The organism is Listeria grayi (genome assembly GCF_900638015.1).
Classification (GTDB): Bacteria; Bacillota; Bacilli; order Lactobacillales; family Listeriaceae; genus Listeria; species Listeria grayi.
Window position 1 is genome coordinate 1,205,320 of sequence record NZ_LR134483.1, and the last position, 17,563, is coordinate 1,222,882.

18 protein-coding genes and 1 riboswitch are annotated in these 17,563 nt (G+C 42.9%); of the genes, 12 read left to right on the forward strand and 6 right to left on the reverse strand.

The features are described 5' to 3' along the window. Nucleotides 1–73: 73 nt before the first annotated feature. From EL241_RS05840 to EL241_RS05860, 5 genes are read left to right on the forward strand one after another with little or no spacing between them, the layout of a single operon-like run. Nucleotides 74–1,462, forward strand: coding sequence for an isochorismate synthase (locus EL241_RS05840; protein ID WP_036104395.1), 1,389 nt, complete (start codon nucleotides 74–76; stop codon nucleotides 1,460–1,462). Beyond that, complete coding sequence (gene menD / locus EL241_RS05845) at nucleotides 1,455–3,191, forward strand: 2-succinyl-5-enolpyruvyl-6-hydroxy-3-cyclohexene-1-carboxylic-acid synthase (protein ID WP_036104392.1); 1,737 nt, start codon at nucleotides 1,455–1,457, stop codon at nucleotides 3,189–3,191. Before EL241_RS05840 ends, menD begins: the two co-directional genes overlap by 8 nt. Nucleotides 3,192–3,193: 2 nt before the next feature. Further along, a complete protein-coding gene (gene menH / locus EL241_RS05850) occupies nucleotides 3,194–4,027 on the forward strand; it encodes a 2-succinyl-6-hydroxy-2,4-cyclohexadiene-1-carboxylate synthase (RefSeq protein WP_036104389.1) in 834 nt (277 codons plus the stop codon). After that, nucleotides 4,024–4,842 carry a 1,4-dihydroxy-2-naphthoyl-CoA synthase gene (menB, locus tag EL241_RS05855; RefSeq protein WP_126320417.1) on the forward strand — a complete coding sequence of 273 codons (819 nt, stop codon included), beginning with the start codon at nucleotides 4,024–4,026 and terminating at the stop codon, nucleotides 4,840–4,842. The genes menH and menB overlap by 4 nt, the downstream gene beginning before the upstream one ends. Nucleotides 4,843–4,858: 16 nt before the next feature. Then, on the forward strand, nucleotides 4,859–6,271 hold the full coding sequence (locus tag EL241_RS05860) for an o-succinylbenzoate--CoA ligase (RefSeq protein ID WP_003756180.1): 1,413 nt from the start codon (nucleotides 4,859–4,861) through the stop codon (nucleotides 6,269–6,271). Nucleotides 6,272–6,290: 19 nt separating this feature from the next. Here EL241_RS05860 and yidD read toward each other — a convergent pair whose 3' ends face one another. Beyond that, nucleotides 6,291–6,542 (reverse strand): membrane protein insertion efficiency factor YidD, encoded by a 252-nt coding sequence (yidD, locus tag EL241_RS05865; protein WP_003756178.1) that lies wholly within the window; start codon nucleotides 6,540–6,542, stop codon nucleotides 6,291–6,293. A 70-nt stretch (nucleotides 6,543–6,612) separates the two neighbouring features. Here yidD and ytkD point away from each other — a divergent pair, with 70 nt between their 5' ends. Genes ytkD through EL241_RS05880 form a run of 3 tightly spaced genes read left to right on the forward strand, consistent with a single transcriptional unit; the run spans nucleotide 6,613 to nucleotide 8,324 of the window. Further along, nucleotides 6,613–7,095, forward strand: coding sequence for an RNA deprotection pyrophosphohydrolase (gene ytkD, locus EL241_RS05870; protein WP_036104384.1), 483 nt, complete (start codon nucleotides 6,613–6,615; stop codon nucleotides 7,093–7,095). Nucleotides 7,096–7,155: 60 nt separating this feature from the next. Then, entirely contained in the window at nucleotides 7,156–7,398 is a 243-nt protein-coding gene (locus EL241_RS05875; protein ID WP_036104382.1) for a DUF2584 domain-containing protein, read from the forward strand. 17 nt (nucleotides 7,399–7,415) lie between these two features. Then, the gene (locus EL241_RS05880) at nucleotides 7,416–8,324 is read left to right on the forward strand and encodes an L-lactate dehydrogenase (RefSeq protein ID WP_036104378.1); all 909 of its coding nucleotides are present in this window, start codon (nucleotides 7,416–7,418) and stop codon (nucleotides 8,322–8,324) included. Nucleotides 8,325–8,349: 25 nt separating this feature from the next. Here EL241_RS05880 and EL241_RS05885 read toward each other — a convergent pair whose 3' ends face one another. Together EL241_RS05885 and EL241_RS05890 are read right to left on the reverse strand one after the other, a co-directional pair. Next, nucleotides 8,350–9,414: a serine hydrolase domain-containing protein gene (locus tag EL241_RS05885; RefSeq protein ID WP_036104375.1), complete on the reverse strand. Its 1,065-nt coding sequence runs from the start codon at nucleotides 9,412–9,414 to the stop codon at nucleotides 8,350–8,352. Between the two features lie 223 nt (nucleotides 9,415–9,637). Next, a complete protein-coding gene (locus tag EL241_RS05890; RefSeq protein WP_036104372.1) occupies nucleotides 9,638–9,931 on the reverse strand; it encodes a membrane protein in 294 nt (97 codons plus the stop codon). A 158-nt stretch (nucleotides 9,932–10,089) separates the two neighbouring features. Between EL241_RS05890 and EL241_RS05895 the strand changes: the two genes are divergently transcribed. From EL241_RS05895 to EL241_RS05910, 4 genes are all read left to right on the forward strand, one after another. Then, nucleotides 10,090–10,461 carry a thiol-disulfide oxidoreductase DCC family protein gene (locus EL241_RS05895; protein ID WP_159099825.1) on the forward strand — a complete coding sequence of 124 codons (372 nt, stop codon included), beginning with the start codon at nucleotides 10,090–10,092 and terminating at the stop codon, nucleotides 10,459–10,461. Between the two features lie 143 nt (nucleotides 10,462–10,604). Beyond that, nucleotides 10,605–10,714, forward strand: a riboswitch (SAM riboswitch). Between the two features lie 106 nt (nucleotides 10,715–10,820). After that, nucleotides 10,821–12,020, forward strand: coding sequence for a methionine adenosyltransferase (gene metK / locus EL241_RS05900; RefSeq protein ID WP_036104371.1), 1,200 nt, complete (start codon nucleotides 10,821–10,823; stop codon nucleotides 12,018–12,020). 148 nt (nucleotides 12,021–12,168) lie between these two features. Further along, complete coding sequence (gene asnB, locus EL241_RS05905) at nucleotides 12,169–14,034, forward strand: asparagine synthase (glutamine-hydrolyzing) (RefSeq protein ID WP_036104368.1); 1,866 nt, start codon at nucleotides 12,169–12,171, stop codon at nucleotides 14,032–14,034. Between the two features lie 65 nt (nucleotides 14,035–14,099). Continuing rightward, nucleotides 14,100–14,453, forward strand: a complete 354-nt coding sequence (locus EL241_RS05910) for a DUF3592 domain-containing protein (RefSeq protein ID WP_003756160.1) — start codon at nucleotides 14,100–14,102, stop codon at nucleotides 14,451–14,453. Between the two features lie 32 nt (nucleotides 14,454–14,485). Here EL241_RS05910 and EL241_RS05915 read toward each other — a convergent pair whose 3' ends face one another. From EL241_RS05915 to EL241_RS05925, 3 genes are read right to left on the reverse strand one after another with little or no spacing between them, the layout of a single operon-like run. After that, nucleotides 14,486–16,288: a DHA2 family efflux MFS transporter permease subunit gene (locus EL241_RS05915; RefSeq protein ID WP_036104366.1), complete on the reverse strand. Its 1,803-nt coding sequence runs from the start codon at nucleotides 16,286–16,288 to the stop codon at nucleotides 14,486–14,488. Between the two features lie 40 nt (nucleotides 16,289–16,328). Next, complete coding sequence (locus tag EL241_RS05920; protein ID WP_003756156.1) at nucleotides 16,329–16,985, reverse strand: HlyD family secretion protein; 657 nt, start codon at nucleotides 16,983–16,985, stop codon at nucleotides 16,329–16,331. 24 nt (nucleotides 16,986–17,009) lie between these two features. Next, complete coding sequence (locus EL241_RS05925; protein ID WP_036104363.1) at nucleotides 17,010–17,474, reverse strand: MarR family winged helix-turn-helix transcriptional regulator; 465 nt, start codon at nucleotides 17,472–17,474, stop codon at nucleotides 17,010–17,012. Nucleotides 17,475–17,563 lie beyond the last annotated feature (89 nt).

Genomic DNA, 17,563 nt, shown 5'->3' on the forward strand with positions numbered 1-17,563 from the left:
AACACAAATCAAGCAGCATCTGCCGATTTTTGATATAATGGAAGATGTGAACGTTAAAGGAGAGTTGAAAAATATGAGCGTAAAGGATGCCCTTGAATTATTTGAGCAAGCAAAACAAGTCGCTGCGACGAAACAAAATACCTTACTCAGCTGGGTGACAGAATTGCCTGCTGATACAAATGTAATAAATGTTTTTGAAAAAGCAGCTTCTTCTTTTCGGGGAGAACGGTTTTTTTGGCAAGACCCTGAGCAAGGGTTTACGTATGTGGGTCTCGGCGTAACGAACCGTTATACAGCCGAGGAAGAAGATTCTTTCCAAGGATTAAAAGAGCGAATGGCAGAGCTAAAAAAACATCTTGTGACTAATAAGGTCGAAGTGGGCACAGGGCCATTATTTATGGGCGGTTTCCGTTTTGATAAAGAAAAAGCTGTGGCAAAGGAATGGCACAGTTTCCGTAAGGCGACTTTTTACTTGCCGCTTTATTTGTTGAGCGAAGTAGGTGGGAAAGTATATCTGACCGTCAATACCTTTGTTTTTCCAGATGACAGCACTAAAAAATGGGCAGCAATGAAGGAACAGTGGGAAAGAATCATTTCCAGTGATGTGCCGAAATTACAAGCACCGGAGCTCACTTTGACGAAAGAAATAGATAAGGATTACTTCTTGCAATCAACACAAGAAGTGATCGATTTGATCAACCAATCCGAAAAGGTCAATAAAGTAGTCATGTCGAGAAGAATGTCCCTTAAATTCGGAAAACAAGTCGATAATAATTATGTCTTAGAAAAAATGTTGGAAACACAAGAAAACAGTTATTTCTTCATTATGGAAAATGGCAATACCAGTTTCTTCGGTGCTTCGCCGGAGCGATTGATCGCTATCAACGACGACACATTGATGTCTTCTTGTGTAGCTGGTTCAACGCCGCGCGGGAAAACCCCAGAAGAAGATGAAAAATTAGGAAGCGTTTTATTGCAGGATGGTAAAAATGTCAAAGAACATCATTATGTCGTAGATTACATGCAGGAGAAATTAGCACCATTTACAAATGATCTTACGTTGGCAACTGATCCGATCTTGCTTAAAAATCGTGATATCCAGCATCTTTACATTCGGATCGAGGCAGAGAAGAAAGCAGAAGCAGAGTTGCTTGATATCTTGCAAACGATCCATCCGACACCCGCACTTGGAGGCACTCCGCAAAAAATGGCGATGCAGATCATCCGCTTAAAAGAAGAATTGGACCGCGGCTTTTACGGCGCTCCGATCGGTTGGATCGATTTTGACGGGAATGGTGACTTTGCGGTTGCGATCCGTTCAGGTTTGATCACGGATGCAAACGGTTATTTATATGCTGGCTGCGGAATCGTAGCAGATTCTGTGCCAGAAGAAGAACTGCAAGAAACTGCAGTGAAGTTTCAGCCAATGTTGCGCATTATGGGAGGATTGAAAAATGACTGAACATCAGAAACAAATGACAGATTATTTAGCAGCTTTTGTAGAAGAAATTGTACAAGCAGGCGTTAAAGAAGCCGTTATCAGTCCTGGTTCAAGGTCAACGCCGCTTGCGCTATTAATGGAAGAACATCCAACGTTAAAAACATTTATCGATGTGGATGAGCGTTCTGCCGGCTTTTTTGCACTGGGAATCTCAAAAAACTCCAAGCGTCCGGTCGTTTTGCTTTGCACATCGGGAACAGCAGCAGCCAACTTTTTACCGGCGATCGCGGAAGCAAATCTTGCGCAAGTGCCGTTGATCGTGTTGACAGCTGATCGCCCGCATGAATTACGTCAAGTTGGCGCTCCGCAAGCGATCGACCAACTGCATTTATACGGTTCGCATGTAAAAGACTTTACGGACATGGCACTGCCGGAAAACAATCCAGAAATGTTGCGTTATGCAAAATGGCATGGCAGCCGTGCTGTGGACATCGCGATGAAGACACCGCGTGGACCGGTCCATATCAATTTCCCACTACGGGAACCATTGATGCCGCTTTTAGATCCTTCTCCTTATACAATCAGCGATACGCCAAGACGTCATGTACATATCTATTATACGCATGAAGTTTTGGAAGAACGTGCTGTCAAAAGAATGGCAGAACAATTAAACAATAAGAAAGGGGTCATCGTGGTCGGCAGTTTGGATAAAAAGGAACTGGAACCTGCGCTGATAAGCCTAGCAGAAAGACTGCAATGGCCAATTCTGGCTGATCCATTATCGGGACTTCGCAGTTATGGCGATACCGATGATTTTGTATTAGATCAATATGATGCTTTCTTGAAAAATACGGAACAACTAGGCCAATTAGAGCCAGAAGTGATCGTCCGCTTCGGGAGCATGCCCGTTTCCAAACCACTGAAAAACTGGATGGAAGCTTTGACCAATACACGCTTATTTGTTGTAGATCCAGGAGCAGCATGGCGTGATCCTATTAAAGCCGTAACAGATATGATCCATTGCGACGAACGTTTTTTGATCGAAGCACTGCTAAAAGAAATTGCGGAAAGTGCTCCGGAAGCGTGGTTAGCGGATTGGCAACAAACGAATGCCATCGCCAGCGAAGTCGTTCGGGAAGTTATGGAGAATGCTACAAGCCTTGATGAGGGAAAGGTAGTAGACGTTCTTCGGACAGCTTTGCCAGATCATGCCGGCTTGTTTATCGGAAACAGCATGGCGATCCGTGATGTCGATACGTACTTTGCGCAAACGAAAAAGAAAATCAAAATGCTTGCTAATCGCGGAGCAAATGGGATCGATGGTATCGTTTCTGCAGCATTAGGCGCAAGTACCGTGACGCAACCGATGTATCTGCTGATTGGCGATCTATCCTTTTATCATGGGATGAATGGCCTTTTGATGGCTAAAAAATATCAGTTGAATTTAACGATTGTACTGATCAATAACGATGGCGGAGGTATATTCTCTTTCTTACCGCAAAATGATTATCCTAAGTATTTTGAGACGCTATTCGGTACAAGTACGGACCTTGATTTCACGCACGCAGCTAAGCTATATGGTGCTGATTATCAGCAAGTTACAGAAATCGATGCACTTAAAGATGCATTAGACCAAGCAGCTTATCATAAAGGGCTTGATATCATCGAGATCAAAACTAGTCGTCAAGCGAACAAAACAAACCATTTGGAACTATGGGAACAGATCGCTGCTAAAATGGCAGGTGAGTAAGTTTGCAAATAAATGGTGTCGCCTATCATGTAGTGGAAACAGGCGAGTCATCTCCGAATAAACCGACATTAGTGTTTTTACATGGTTTCACAGGAAGTTCGAAAACATATGCAGCATGGATGTCAGCATGGTCGGAAGCATATCATTGCCTAAGTTTCGATATGATCGGACATGGCAAAACAGATTCGCCCGCGACTAGCAGCCGTTATCACATGGAGAATGTTATTGCTGATATCTGGCAGATTCTCCAGGAAAAAGCGATTCGTCAAGTGGTACTGATCGGCTATTCAATGGGTGGTCGGGTAGCCATCAGTTTTGCCAGCCGATTTCCAGAAATGGTAAATGGCTTAGTCCTTATGGGGAGCTCGCCTGGCTTGCCGACTGCTGAAGAACGTGAACAGCGCCGGGCAAGTGATGAAAAGCTAGCTGCCTGGATCAAAACAGCTGGTATCGAAGAATTTGTTGATTACTGGCAAGAGCTGCCATTATTTGACTCGCAAAAGCAGCTGGAAGTAGAAAAGCAGAAAGCCGTCCGGAGCGAACGCCTTAAACAGCAATCGCTTGGTTTGGCAAACAGCTTGATCGGGATGGGAACGGGAGCACAGGAAAGCTATTGGGAGAAACTGCATCGCTTTACTTTCCCTGTTTTATTGATCACCGGAGAATACGATCAAAAATTCCAACAGATCGCGGCAAACATGCATACATTGTTGCCGATATCTGAGATCGCAATTATCGAGCGGGCTGGGCATGCTGCTTACTTAGAACAGCCAGAAGTGGTACAATGGACAATAAATAATTGGTTAATGAACCAAATAGGAGGAAAGTTATCATGACAATCCAATGGAAAACAGAAAAAGAATATGAAGAAATCAAATATGAAAGCTACGAAGGAATCGCGAAAGTAACTATCAACCGACCGCATGTACATAATGCTTTTACCCCGAAAACAGTTATGGAAATGATCGATGCTTTCAACTTAGCACGTGATAATACGAATGTTGGCGTGATCATCTTAACAGGAGAAGGTGAAAAAGCATTCTGTTCTGGTGGTGACCAAAAAGTTCGCGGTCACGGCGGCTATGTTGGCGATGATCAAATCCCTCGCTTGAACGTCCTTGACTTGCAACGCTTGATCCGCGTGATCCCGAAACCAGTGATCGCGATGGTAGCTGGCTGGTCGATCGGCGGCGGAAACGTCTTGCAATTGGTTTGTGACATCACGATCGCAGCAGACAATGCGAAATTCGGACAAACTGGACCAAACGTTGGTAGTTTTGATGCTGGTTACGGCTCTGGCTATCTAGCACGTGTCATCGGACACAAAAAAGCAAAAGAAGTTTGGTTCATGTGTCGTCAATACAATGCTCAAGAAGCGCTTGACATGGGCTGGATCAATACCGTTGTTCCACTTGCCGAACTCGAAAACGAAACAGTGAGCTGGGCAAAAGAAATGTTGAAGAAAAGTCCGACTGCTCTGCGCTTTATCAAAGCTGCTTTCAACGCAGATACAGACGGCTTGGCTGGTATCCAACAATTGGCCGGCGATGCAACTTTGCTTTATTACACAACGGACGAAGCAAAAGAAGGACGCGATGCTTTCAAAGAAAAACGCGATCCTGATTTTGATCAATTTCCAAAATTCCCTTGATTTAGGGGTGGCTTAAATGGAACTAACAAATTGGCTTGAAAAACGAGTGCGGCTTTCTGGAGAGAAGACCGCGCTTGTTTTTCAAAATAAAAGTGAAACATTTAATGAAGTTTATCAGGTTGTACGTCAATATGCCGACCGCTTATATGCGATCGGTATCCGCAAAGAGGATTATGTAGCGCTGATCGGGAAAAATGATCGTGCTACGTTTATGTTGATCCACGCACTACAGCAGTTGGGAGCAGTAACTGTTTTCTTAAATAATCGGCTTACTGCACGGGAACTTGCCTATCAGATCAAACAAAGTGATTCCAAATATGTCCTAGCGGCTGATGAATTTGCCGAGAAAATAACCGTGCCATTTCTTTATCGCTTTTCTGAATTACAGGCAGAACAAGCTGCAGAATTGGTGGCTGTTTTTGAGATGGAGCGACCTGCTTCGATTATGTACACTTCCGGAACAACTGGAAATCCAAAAGGCGTGATCCAGACTTATCAGAATCATTTTTGGAGTGCGATGGCTTCTGCCCTTAATTTAGGGATTTCTGATTCCGATAGTTGGCTGTGTACCGTCCCGATTTTTCATATCAGCGGTCTGTCGATTCTTATGCGTTCAGTCATTTATGGGATCCCTGTTTATTTGGAAGAAAAATTTGATGAGCGACGGATCAATGAGTTGCTCGTACATGGGGAAATTACAACGATTTCCGTCGTTACAACAATGTTGCAGCGGCTTTTAGCTATTCGCTCGGAAGCATATTCGTCTCGATTGCGAACTGTTTTACTTGGCGGTGGTGCTGTTAGTGATACTTTGCTGGAAGCATGTGCGAAGTATGATATTCCCTTGATCCAATCTTATGGGATGACAGAGACAGCTTCGCAGATCGTGACATTGTCAAAAGAGGATGCAGCTCGGAAACGCGGTTCATCAGGGAAAGCTTTATTTCCTTCTGAGGTGAAAATCGCAGCAGACGGCGAGATCTTGCTGAAAGGGCCGAGCATCATGGCAGGCTATCTGAATAATCGAGCGGCTACGGAAGCTGCTTTTACAGATGGTTGGTTTAAGACAGGCGACATCGGCTTTCTTGACGAAGAAGGTTTTTTATACATTCAAGAACGGCGTAGCGATTTGATTATTTCCGGCGGAGAAAATATCTACCCGACCGAGATCGAACATATTCTGAGCGCCCATCCCAGTATCCATGAAATTGCAGTGGTAGGTAAACCTGACGAACAGTGGGGCCATGTGCCAGTTGCTTTTATTGTAGGGGATGAAACGGCAGAGGCAGCTATCAAGCAGTTTGCCGAGACGGAGCTTGCTTCCTATAAAGTGCCGAAAGCTTTCTATTTTATCAAAACGATGCCGCGCACCGCATCCAATAAGGTCCAGCGTCATCGGCTGATAGAATCTATGCACAAAAAAAGCTAGCGACGAATTTTTTTCGTTTCTAGCTTTTTTTATGATGATGATGCGAGCAGGCTTGTCCTTTTTGAGGAACAAAATCAATGCCGCCTTTATGAAAGGGATGGCATTTAGAAATTCGGATAATGGAAAGCAGCAAACCCTTGAGGGCACCATGTTCTTGAATCGCTTCTACACTGTAAGCAGAACAAGTTGGATAAAAGCGGCAAGTCCGCGGTGTGAAACGAGAGATATATTTTTGATAAAGCCGGATCGCTCCGATCAAGATATGTTTCAAAATCGTCACCTCTTTGATATGTTAGTTCTAGCTTATCATAAATTTTGAAAAAGAAAAGGAAGAAGAATCCATGTATAGATATCAAGATGAATTCCGCAATCAGGTAACGATCTCACTAAAAGCACAAACAAAGGAAGCAGACGACTGTTTAGTGATCCCTGTTTATCAAGGGAAATTTCTCTTTACGATGCACAAGACCAGAGGAATCGAATTTCCGGGGGGGAAAGGCGAGCACGGTGAAACAACGCTCATGGCTGCTCATCGGGAGCTATTAGAAGAAACAGGCGCCCGAGCAGAGGAGCTTTATTTTGTGGCAGATTATTTAGTAGAAGGAAAAGAGCGAACGTTTACAAAGCGTGTGTTCTGTGCAGAGATAGCGACCCTAGAAGAACGAACCAATTACCTGGAAACAAATGGTCCGCTGCTGCTTGGCGGGGAACTGCAGAAATTGATCAGACAGCCGGAATACAGTTTTTTCATGCGGGATGCGGGAATGCAGTTTATTGCTGAAGCTGCTGTCAGACTTTTGCTGGAAAAAGGTATTCTGGAATAAAAAGATTGGTAGGCAGCAGCGTTATTTTTTGCTATGATAAAGGTAATGGAGGTGAGAGCGATGGGAATGCCACTTGAAGTCAATACCATCATTGTCACAAAAGGAAAAGAAAAACGATTAGATGATAACTTTTTTGAATTGACGAAAGCAGGATATCGGATCTATCCAATCGACATCCCGGTTGATGTACGTAAAACAAAAGACGGGGAAACAAATGGGCAAGGGATCGCACGCAAACTGATTTGGGAAAATAACCAAACGATTATTAAATATGAATTGATGACACTTAATTCAAGTAATTAGAAAGAGGAGGCGAGGGCATGCGGAAACTTGGAATTATCGGAGTAGGTCATGTCGGAGCAGAAGTTGCTTTTTCCGTAGTGACGCAAGGCATTTGTGATGAAATCGTTTTAATAGACAAGAATCAGGAAAAAGCAGAAAGCGAGGCGATCGAACTACGCGATATGGCTTCGCTGACAGCTTTTCATACCACTATACATACACAGGATTATCATGAACTTCGCACGGCAGACGTTATTGTCATTGCTGTTGGGCAATCAGATCTGCTTCATGAAGATCGAATGGAAGAATTAAAAGCAACGAGTAAAATCATTAAAGAAATCGTTCCTAAAATCGTTGCGAGCGGATTTAAAGGGATCATCATCAATATCACAAACCCATGTGATGTGATCACGATGATGATTCAAGCGGAAAGCGATTTTCCAAAGGACCGCGTCTTTGGAACAGGAACTTCCTTGGATACGGCGAGAATGAAACGTGTTGTCGGAGAAGCACTTGCGATCAATCCCAAGAGTGTAGATGGCTATGTTTTGGGTGAACACGGCGAATCGCAATTTATCGCTTGGTCAACTGTCAACGTGGCGGGTACAGCAATCCAATCGCTTCCAGAAGCGAAAGACTTTGACCTGCCAGCATTAAAAGACAGTGTGCGGGGTGGTGGCTGGAAAATTCTGCTTGGTAAAGGTTGGACCAACTTTGGAATCGCTACGATTGCAGCGAAGCTCACAGCAGCAGTTTTCAATGACGCCAGACAAGTTTTCCCGTTGTCTGTTTACGATGAAGCACTAGACGTCTACATCGGCAAACCGGCATTACTTGGGAAAGAAGGAATTATTCACTCCGTAGCGATGCATTTAAAAGAGAGCGAAACAGCAGCGCTAGAAGCATCAGCGCAAGTGATTTCCGCTGCTTATCAAACTGTAAAATAAAAAGACCGGACAGTTCCGGTCTTTTTTATTTTGTATACGAATAAATCGTTTCGGCGATATCATTCAAGTTAGCATGAGCTGTTTGATTACCTAGGAAAATCACAAATTTTCCTGTGTCCGGATCGCCGTAGATGACTGAACCAAAGCCGCCTCGTTGTCCATCTGCCGAAATATTTCCGCTAAATCGGATCTTATCTGTATCCGGATCCATAAATCCGGAAACTAGCAAGATCTTTTTCGTTGTTTGCGCAGTCAGCAGTTTATTCGTTGTCAACAAACTTTGAAAACGCCAGAGATCCTCGACATTGCTGTATAAATTACCAGCACCGAGCAGGCTACTCATTAATTTCTGAGAATATTGCAGTTCTTTCTGTGTATATTCTTGCTTGGTTGCTTCATCATATCGGTACTCATTCGGGAGAAAGGCAGTAGCAGGAAGTTCATCCCAGAAAAGGGTATGGGCGAGTTGCCATTTATCGAGCAGTCGCTTGTGAACGACCGCTTGATAACTTTTTTGTTCTAAATCAGCAATGATCGCTGCTAAATAGGTATAGTTGACATTAGAATAGGCATACGTCTGTTTATCCGAAAAAGTCGTATGCTGGATTGCATTCCTCAATTCAGTAGATTCGGTAGTCAATAGAGTGCTTGGCGCGGTTTCCGGCATGGAATAGCCTGAGGTATGGCTCAGTAACTGCTCGACAGTGACCTTATCAGCTTGAGGGGCAGTTTTTACAAAATCGGATAATTTGCTATCATAACGAAGCCGGTGTTCTTCAATCAATTGTCCGACAATTACCGCCGTATATAATTTCTGCAAGGAGGCAATTGGATAGAGCTGCGCTTTTTGGTTCGCCTTATTTGTCGAATGATTCGCATCTCCATAAGTATGTATCGAGGTGACTTTGTGATCAGCGGCAAGCAGAAGCGTTCCACTCACATGTTTTTGTTTTATAAGATTGGAGATTTTTTTATCTGTTTTATCAGTTTGCGCTCGTTTTGGCTGGGCAGTTTTGTAATAAAAAAAGAATACCAGCAAAATTCCCAGAAAGACGATGCAAAACCAAAGCTGTTTTTGGTATCTTCGCATGCTTGTATCTCCTTTCAATAAAGAGCCCACTCTACACAGAATGGGCTCATCTTCGTCGTTAAAGCCTGCGTTCCGGTGCTCACGTACAGAAGTACGCTCCGCTTCGGTACTCAGCTTTGCCTAGAATCTAATCATTTTTTACCAAGCTGAAAACAGTAAGATAATGATTGAAATGGTGTTTTTCTTCAGTCTAAGCCCACTCTACATAGAATGGGCTCAGATTTTATGCTTTGGTTGCTTTTTTCGGCTTAGAGCCGCTCCGAACAAAGAGGTGGATCAGGCTGAGCAGCAGGGAAAAGATATAAGCTGCAAGTGTTGCTAAAAATAATGAGATCGCGATTTTGGTTTGACTTAAACCAGCCCCGTAAAAGCTGAAGAAAAAGATCACGCCACTTGCGATCAATGCGAGCGTCACGATCAAGTATTTGAACCAGCGCCATTTTAAAATAAATTCAAATAAACAAATCACTGCAAAAAAGCCAATAAAAATAATGCCTGCTAGAGGAAAAATATCCATAAAAAAACTCCTTTATACATCTTGCCAAATTAAAATCAGTTTCCGTTCAAGCAATGACTTGCTACTACCACGCTCGATAACGGAACTATATTTCTATTTTCCTATCATACCATATGTTTAAATTAATGATAAGCGGAAAAAGAAAAGTAGGAGGGGTTATGATGAAAGATATTGTCTTGTATGATGGAAACTGCGGGTTCTGCCGGCTTTCCAAAAATATGGCGAAAAAATTAGATTGGCTGCGAAATTTGGAATGGATCGAACTAGAGCGCTATCAAGGTGTTCTGTTTTCACAAGAAGAACTGGAATCAGAGATCCATCTAGTGACATCGAGTGGAAAAGTCCTGCGTGGCTTCAGCGCGATCAGAAGGATCCTTTGGCAGTTGCCACTGACAACGATTCTGTCTTTACTACTATATTTGCCTTTTGCAAAATGGTTTGGCGACCGCGTCTATGCTTTTGTGGCGAAGTATCGTGGCAAGATCATGGAGCTTTTAAATGCGATCGGAGTGGCGACTCCGGCTGTTTAAATCAAAATCTTGTAAGAACCCAACATTGTTTGATTTTCATATTGCTTTTATCCACAGTTTAATTTATAATTAGTTTTATCACTGATTGAAGAAGCGCATGAATTCTTCTAAAGATGTGGAAGTACAATCAAATATTAAATTTAATCTTATCCAGAGCGGTAGAGGGACTGGCCCTTTGAAGCCCAGCAACCTACATGAAATTGATGTAAGGTGCTAACCTGTTGCAGGAAAGTGATTTCCTGAACGATGAGAGCGAAGGTATACAAATTCTGCCTTTTCTCTGTGCGCCTATGGCCATATTAGAGAAAAGGTTTTTATTTAGCCCGGACGCCTTGTAAGATTTAAAGGAGGAAATACAATTGGCAAAGAATCGTCACTTATTTACATCAGAATCCGTTTCTGATGGGCATCCAGACAAAATCGCAGATCAGATCTCTGACGCGATTTTAGATGCAATCATTGCGAAAGATCCAGATGCACGAGTTGCATGCGAAACGACAGTTACTACTGGCCTTGTGCTTGTAGCAGGGGAAATCTCCACTTCTGTTTATGTAGACATCCCAAGAATCGTACGGGATACGATCAAAGGGATCGGATACACACGTGCTAAATACGGGTTCGATGCAGAAACCTGTGCGGTATTGACAGCTATTGATGAACAATCACCAGATATCGCGCAAGGTGTGGATGAAGCACTAGAAACGCGAGGGTTGACAAAGGATGAAGCAATCGAATCGATCGGCGCTGGAGACCAAGGGCTGATGTTCGGTTTTGCAACGAATGAAACAGAAACGTTAATGCCACTGCCGATTTACTTGGCACATGGCTTATCACGGAAAATCGCCGAATTGCGCAAAGATGGGACAATCGATTATTTACGTCCAGATGCAAAAACACAAGTTACAGTGGAATATGATGAAAATGATCAGCCTAGCCGTGTCGATACCATCGTTATCTCGACGCAGCACCATCCGGACATCGAGCAAGCGCAAATCGCAAAAGATCTGCATGAACATGTGATCAGTGCTGTTATTGATCCAACTTTATTAGACGAAGATACAAAATACTTCATCAATCCAACCGGCCGTTTCGTCATTGGCGGACCACAAGGGGATGCCGGGTTGACTGGCCGGAAAATTATCGTAGATACATACGGTGGTTATGCAAGACATGGCGGCGGTGCGTTTTCCGGTAAGGATCCGACCAAAGTAGACCGTTCCGGTGCATACGCTGCTAGATATGTAGCGAAAAACATTGTAGCCAGCGGTTTGGCGGACAAAGCAGAAGTGCAGCTTGCTTATGCGATCGGTGTTGCTAAGCCAGTGAGTATCTCCATCGATACTTATGGAACAAGCAACTATTCGGAACAGGCTTTGATCGATGCGGTGAACCAATTATTCGACTTACGTCCGGCAGGAATCATCCAAATGCTTGATCTAAGACGACCGATCTACAAGCAAACAGCTGCATTCGGTCACTTTGGCCGCGCGGATATCGACTTACCATGGGAAAAAACCGATAAAAAAGATGCTTTGCGTACCTTAGTAGAAAATGCTTGATTCAATGTCTCTTGCCAAGTGACCGGCAAGGGACATTTTTGCTTGTAAAACTATTCATTGTTTCACTATTCAAATACCGCTTTTTTATGATATGATAGACGTTGTGATATAACTAGATTTAAGAATTATGAAGATGAGGAGAATGAGCATGTGTGGATTTATCGGATGCGTGCATGACCGCATCGCCGAGATTACAGGCGAAGAAAAAGACGTATTTAGAGAAATGAATAAAATGATCACTCATCGTGGTCCAGATGACGAAGGCTATTATACAGATGAACATATCCAATTTGGATTTAGACGATTGAGTATTATAGATGTAGAAAACGGGCATCAGCCGCTTACTTATGAAAACGAACGTTATTGGATCATTTTCAATGGCGAGATCTATAATTATGTAGAGCTACGTGAAGGATTGGTAAAAGAGGGTATGCACTTTGAAACAGAAAGTGATACAGAAGTCATTATCGCAATGTATGCTAAACATAAAGAAGAAACGGCAAAACACCTGCGCGGTATGTTTGGATTTGTCATTTGGGACAAAGAAACAAACCAAGTTTATGGTGCGCGCGATCATTTTGGGATCAAACCATTTTTCTATGCAGAAGAAGACGGCAAACTGTATGTTGGTTCTGAAAAGAAATCGATTTTGCATGCGCTGAAAAATCAAACATTAGACGAAGTTTCTTTGCAAAATTATATGACATTCCAATTTGTTCCCGAACCAGATACATTGACGACTTCTGTGAAAAAATTATTGCCAGGTCATTATTTCACGAAGAAAATCGGAGAACCGATGCAGATCACAAAATACTGGCAAACAAGTTTTGCACCCGTGAATACGGCTGAGCAAACGTTGATCAAAGAAATCCGCGATGTGCTGTATGACTCTGTCAACGTACATATGCGTTCTGATGTACCAGTTGGTTCATTTTTATCCGGCGGGATCGATTCTTCGATCATTGCCTCGATCGCCAAAGAATACCACCCAGCCATCAAGACATTTTCTGTCGGTTTTGAACGCGACGGCTTCAGCGAGATCGATGTTGCGAAAGAAACGGCTGATAAATTAGGCGTGGAAAATATCAGCTACGTGATCTCACCACAGGAATATATGGATGAATTGCCGAAAATCGTTTGGCACATGGACGATCCATTGGCTGACCCTGCTGCGATTCCGCTTTATTTCCTATCTCGTGAAGCACGCAAGCAAGTTAAAGTTGCATTGTCGGGAGAAGGTGCTGACGAATTGTTCGGCGGTTATAATATTTATAATGAACCCAATTCATTAGCCGGCTTTAACAAAATGCCAAAAGCACTGAAAACAATGCTTAACCGCGTTTCCCGCATCATGCCAGAAGGAATGAGAGGAAAGAGTTTCTTAGAACGCGGAACAACGCCGATGGAAGAACGCTACATCGGAAACGCTAAAATGTTTACCGAAAAAGAAAAACGGATCTTGTTGCCGAAATATCAAGAAGGCCATGATTATACCAACATCACCGATCCATTTTATGCCGCAACAGAGGGCTACAATCCAGTGGAACGCATGCAGTACATCGATATTCACACATGGTTGCGCGGCGACATCTTGCTGAAAGCAGACCGTATGACGATGGCCAATTCGCTAGAAGTACGTGTACCATTCTTGGATAAAGAAGTATTCGATGTGGCAGCAAAAATTCCAGCATCCTTAAAAACAACCCAAGGAACAACGAAATATATCTTGAGAAAAGCTGCAGAAACATTTGTACCGGAACATGTACTGAACCGCCGCAAGCTAGGTTTCCCAGTTCCGATCCGTCATTGGCTGAAAGATGAAATGAACAGCTGGGTGAAAACGATCATCCGCGAATCTGCCACGGACCACTTGATCAACAAGGAATATGTCTTGCAATTGCTAGATGATCATTGTGCTGGCAAATTTGATTACAGCCGTAAGATCTGGACAGTCGTTATCTTCATGATCTGGTATTCGATCTATGTAGAAGATAAGTATGACTTTGGTAAATAATAAAAAAATAAACGCTCTCTGCATTTCCCTGCGGAGGGCGTTTTTTTAAAATGAGGTGAATAGATTTGCTAGGATTTTTGATTGTACTTATTGTTTTTGTGATCACGGCAATTATCTTGATCCAGATCAGTAGCGCTAAACGGTCCAAACTTACTTGGGTCGAGACTAATGCAGAAATAACTGCCAGTGAATTTTCAAGCCATACATCAGGAAATGATATCAGCCGTGCTCGCGGTGAATCAAGTCGTAAAGTAAAACTGACAGTGACTTTCAAACTTAAAAACGGAGAAACTTATCAAGCGACCAGAAAAGTTTGGACCGCAACGAAAAACCGTAGCATGTTTGAGCAGGGCAAATGGGTCAGCATCGATTATGCGGAGGAGGATCCGAAAATATTCCGGCTGCATTATCAGTTATAAAAAATCCCTCAATCATGATTGAGGGATTTTGTTTATTTACTTTCGTTAGAAGCATCATACGTTTTATGAATACCTGGGATCTTCGCACGTGATAAGAAGATAGAAACGATCAATCCTAAAATCGTAACAAGGGTAGCAACGATGAAAGCGTCGTTGATGCCTTGTACAGCGGAATGACGGGAAACATAGGTCACGATTTGACCGATGATGGTTTGCTGCGCTTCTTGTGCACTGATACCCATGCTTTGCATGAGGTGCATGATTTTTTCTTGGAGACTTTGCATAAAATGCATATTGTTCGTGGTGTAAACACTATTTGCAATCTCACGGTGAACATTAGTACGTGTACTCATTACCGTAACAAGAATGGCTGTTCCTAGTGAACCAGCGATTTGCCGTAGTGTGTTGAATGTCGCTGTAGCATGAGCCGAAAGTTCACGTGGTACGCTGTTAAGAGCTTCGGTCATGATCGGCATCATAACAAGTGAGATACCAAATGAGCGGATCGTATATAATGTTCCAATATAAAGTAAGGAATCATCTAGTGTTAGATTCCCGAATTCCCATGTCGTAAAGATCATGACCAAAAGGCCAACGATCGCAAGCGGGCGGGCACCGACTTTATCAAAAAGGGCACCGGCTATCGGGGACATGATCCCCATGATGATCGCACCTGGAAGTAGCAAGAGTCCGGATTCTACTGGCGTAAAACCACGGATGTTTTGCAAGTAAACAGGTAGTAAGATCATACTTGCGAATAAAGACATCGTCACGATCAAATTGATCACAGATGCAAGGGTGAAAATCGGGAACTTGAAGACCCGTAAATTGAGCAGCGGATGATCCGTCAAGAATTCTCTGACGACGAAGGCGATTAGGAAGATAACCCCAATGGCAATCGTCACTTCCACGGTAGTGCTTGTCCAGCCGTCATTACCAGCTTCACTGAATCCGTAAAGTAGGGAACTAAGACCGATCGTGGAGAAAATGAGTCCCCATACGTCCAATTTCGGATAAGATCTTTCACCAACATCTTTAAAGTAGATCAGCGCTAGAATAATATCTAAAAGCGCGATTGGAAGCACGACCCAGAAGAGTAATCGCCACGTAGAATATTCAACGATATACCCGGAAAGTGTTGGTCCGATCGCAGGTGCGAAGATCATCGCGACTCCCATGATCCCCATGACGGAACCACGTTTTTCTGGTGGGAAAAGCACCATGAATAAAGTAGTCATAAGTGGCATGATGATACCAGCACCGACTGCTTGAACCATCCGTCCGATCAATAGGATCGAGAATGTAGGTGCGACCCCAGCGATCAAAGTACCGATCCCAAACATACTCATGGCAAAGATGAATAGTTTACGTGAACTGATCGTTTCAATCAAGAAAGCACTAAAAGGGATAACGACACCATTTACAAGCATATAGGCTGTAGAAAGCCATTGCGCTGTATTCGTGGTGACATTGAAGCTGTTCATGATTTTTGGTAGGGCATTATTTAGTAAGGTTTGATTCAAAATAGTAACAAAGGCACCCAAGATCAAAACCATCAATAAGGTGACGAGATGATCGGGGTAATTGTTGTTTTTGCTAGGTGCTTGTGCTTTTGGTTCTTCAGAAGGAGCGGCAGGAAGCAGCTCTTCTGTTTGATTTTGCTGTAGCGTTTCCTCTTTTGCCAGCGCAGTATCTTTCTCAGCAGCAGCTGGTTTCCTCGTTTTCTTAGGTCTGTTTTTTAAGGTATTGTTTCTGGACGAACGTTTCTTTAGAAGTAAGTTGAAAACAATCAGAAAAGCTAAGGCAGCAAGAGAGTAAACCAAAATAAATGTCATTTTTTTCAGCTACCTTTCTGTATAGATTCGATTTGCTTCATTAGATGTGTACCTTGACAGAAACATTCATACCTGGGCGAAGATCAAAGCCTTGCGCGTTATCGATCGAGATTTTGACCGGAACGACTTGACCGACTTTTGTATAGTTCGCATCAGAATTAGAAGAAGGAAGCAAGGAGAAAGAGCTAGCTGTGGCATTGGTGATCGTTTCGATATGACCAGTAAAGTCTTTATCTGCGAAAGCATCGATCTTGATGTCTACTTTTTGCCCTTTTTCAATTTTTTCGATTTTTGCTTCGTCGATATTTGCTGTGATGTACATGTCATCTTTATTGTATGCTTGGCCGATAGAAGCGCCTTGTTGTACTAATTGATCTTCTACATCATTGGCTTGTACGACTGTACCTTCTTGTGGTGCTTTAACAGGGACTTTTTTGGCTTTTCCAGAAGCATCTTGTGTAGTGATTTCTGCGATGGTATCATCTTTGGAAATATGTTTGCCGACTGTTAGGTCATAAGTGCTGAGCGTACCGGATGCAGAGGCACTAAGTGGGATGACTTTGGCATCGATCATAGCGTTATCTGTTTTTACAAAATTGGTGGATTGGTAATAGTAGAAGTAGCCAAGTGCTCCGCCTCCAACTAACACCACGATGATGATGATATTTAAAATAATTCCTTTTACTAAACGACTCATTATTTCTACTCCTTTATTCGTTGATTATTTTTCCTCAGTTTGCGCACAGTGCTTTTCGATAAGCGACTGCTCAATTAATTTTACGGAATGGATCAAGTTTTCCAATTGGGTCTCATCAAGAGGCGAGACCAATTGTTCCGTCAATTCATCCATTTGTTTGGTTACTTCTTGAAACAATTCTTCGTACTTGCTAGTTGTACGGATCAACTGCGCTCTGCGGTCATGCGGGTTATCTTTCCGAATGATCAGATCGCTTTTTTCCAAACGATCTAAAATCCCGGTGATCGTCGAACGCAATACATTTGTCTTTTCAGATAAAACAGCAGGCGAAATTCCATCAGGATAGGTTGTTTGATTCGCTTTGATTTCTTTGAGGATAATAAATTGCGGCAATGTCAAATTTTTCTCTGCTAACACTTTTGCAAATTCGATTTTTGCCAAGCGACTAACATTTCGGATGATTGGAATTAATTCCCCAGGGCTATTCATGGCGTGCTCCTTTCTTTAATTTTATAAATAGTTTCTGTAGTAATTATTTCTAGGGTAACTATTATTTTAACTTTTTCTATGTAAAAGTC

Bases quoted from the DNA above. Each gene is read 5' to 3' on its own strand.
- EL241_RS05840 (WP_036104395.1), top strand. From the start codon at position 74: ATGAGCGTAAAGGATGCCCTTGAATTATTTGAGCAAGCAAAACAAGTC.
- menD (WP_036104392.1), top strand. From the start codon at position 1,455: ATGACTGAACATCAGAAACAAATGACAGATTATTTAGCAGCTTTTGTA.
- menB (WP_126320417.1), top strand. From the start codon at position 4,024: ATGACAATCCAATGGAAAACAGAAAAAGAATATGAAGAAATCAAATAT.
- EL241_RS05860 (WP_003756180.1), top strand. From the start codon at position 4,859: ATGGAACTAACAAATTGGCTTGAAAAACGAGTGCGGCTTTCTGGAGAG.
- ytkD (WP_036104384.1), top strand. From the start codon at position 6,613: ATGTATAGATATCAAGATGAATTCCGCAATCAGGTAACGATCTCACTA.
- EL241_RS05875 (WP_036104382.1), top strand. From the start codon at position 7,156: ATGGGAATGCCACTTGAAGTCAATACCATCATTGTCACAAAAGGAAAA.
- EL241_RS05880 (WP_036104378.1), top strand. From the start codon at position 7,416: ATGCGGAAACTTGGAATTATCGGAGTAGGTCATGTCGGAGCAGAAGTT.
- EL241_RS05885 (WP_036104375.1), bottom strand. From the start codon at position 9,414: ATGCGAAGATACCAAAAACAGCTTTGGTTTTGCATCGTCTTTCTGGGA.
- EL241_RS05890 (WP_036104372.1), bottom strand. From the start codon at position 9,931: ATGGATATTTTTCCTCTAGCAGGCATTATTTTTATTGGCTTTTTTGCA.
- EL241_RS05895 (WP_159099825.1), top strand. From the start codon at position 10,090: ATGATGAAAGATATTGTCTTGTATGATGGAAACTGCGGGTTCTGCCGG.
- asnB (WP_036104368.1), top strand. From the start codon at position 12,169: ATGTGTGGATTTATCGGATGCGTGCATGACCGCATCGCCGAGATTACA.
- EL241_RS05915 (WP_036104366.1), bottom strand. From the start codon at position 16,288: ATGACATTTATTTTGGTTTACTCTCTTGCTGCCTTAGCTTTTCTGATT.
- EL241_RS05920 (WP_003756156.1), bottom strand. From the start codon at position 16,985: ATGAGTCGTTTAGTAAAAGGAATTATTTTAAATATCATCATCATCGTG.
- EL241_RS05925 (WP_036104363.1), bottom strand. From the start codon at position 17,474: ATGAATAGCCCTGGGGAATTAATTCCAATCATCCGAAATGTTAGTCGC.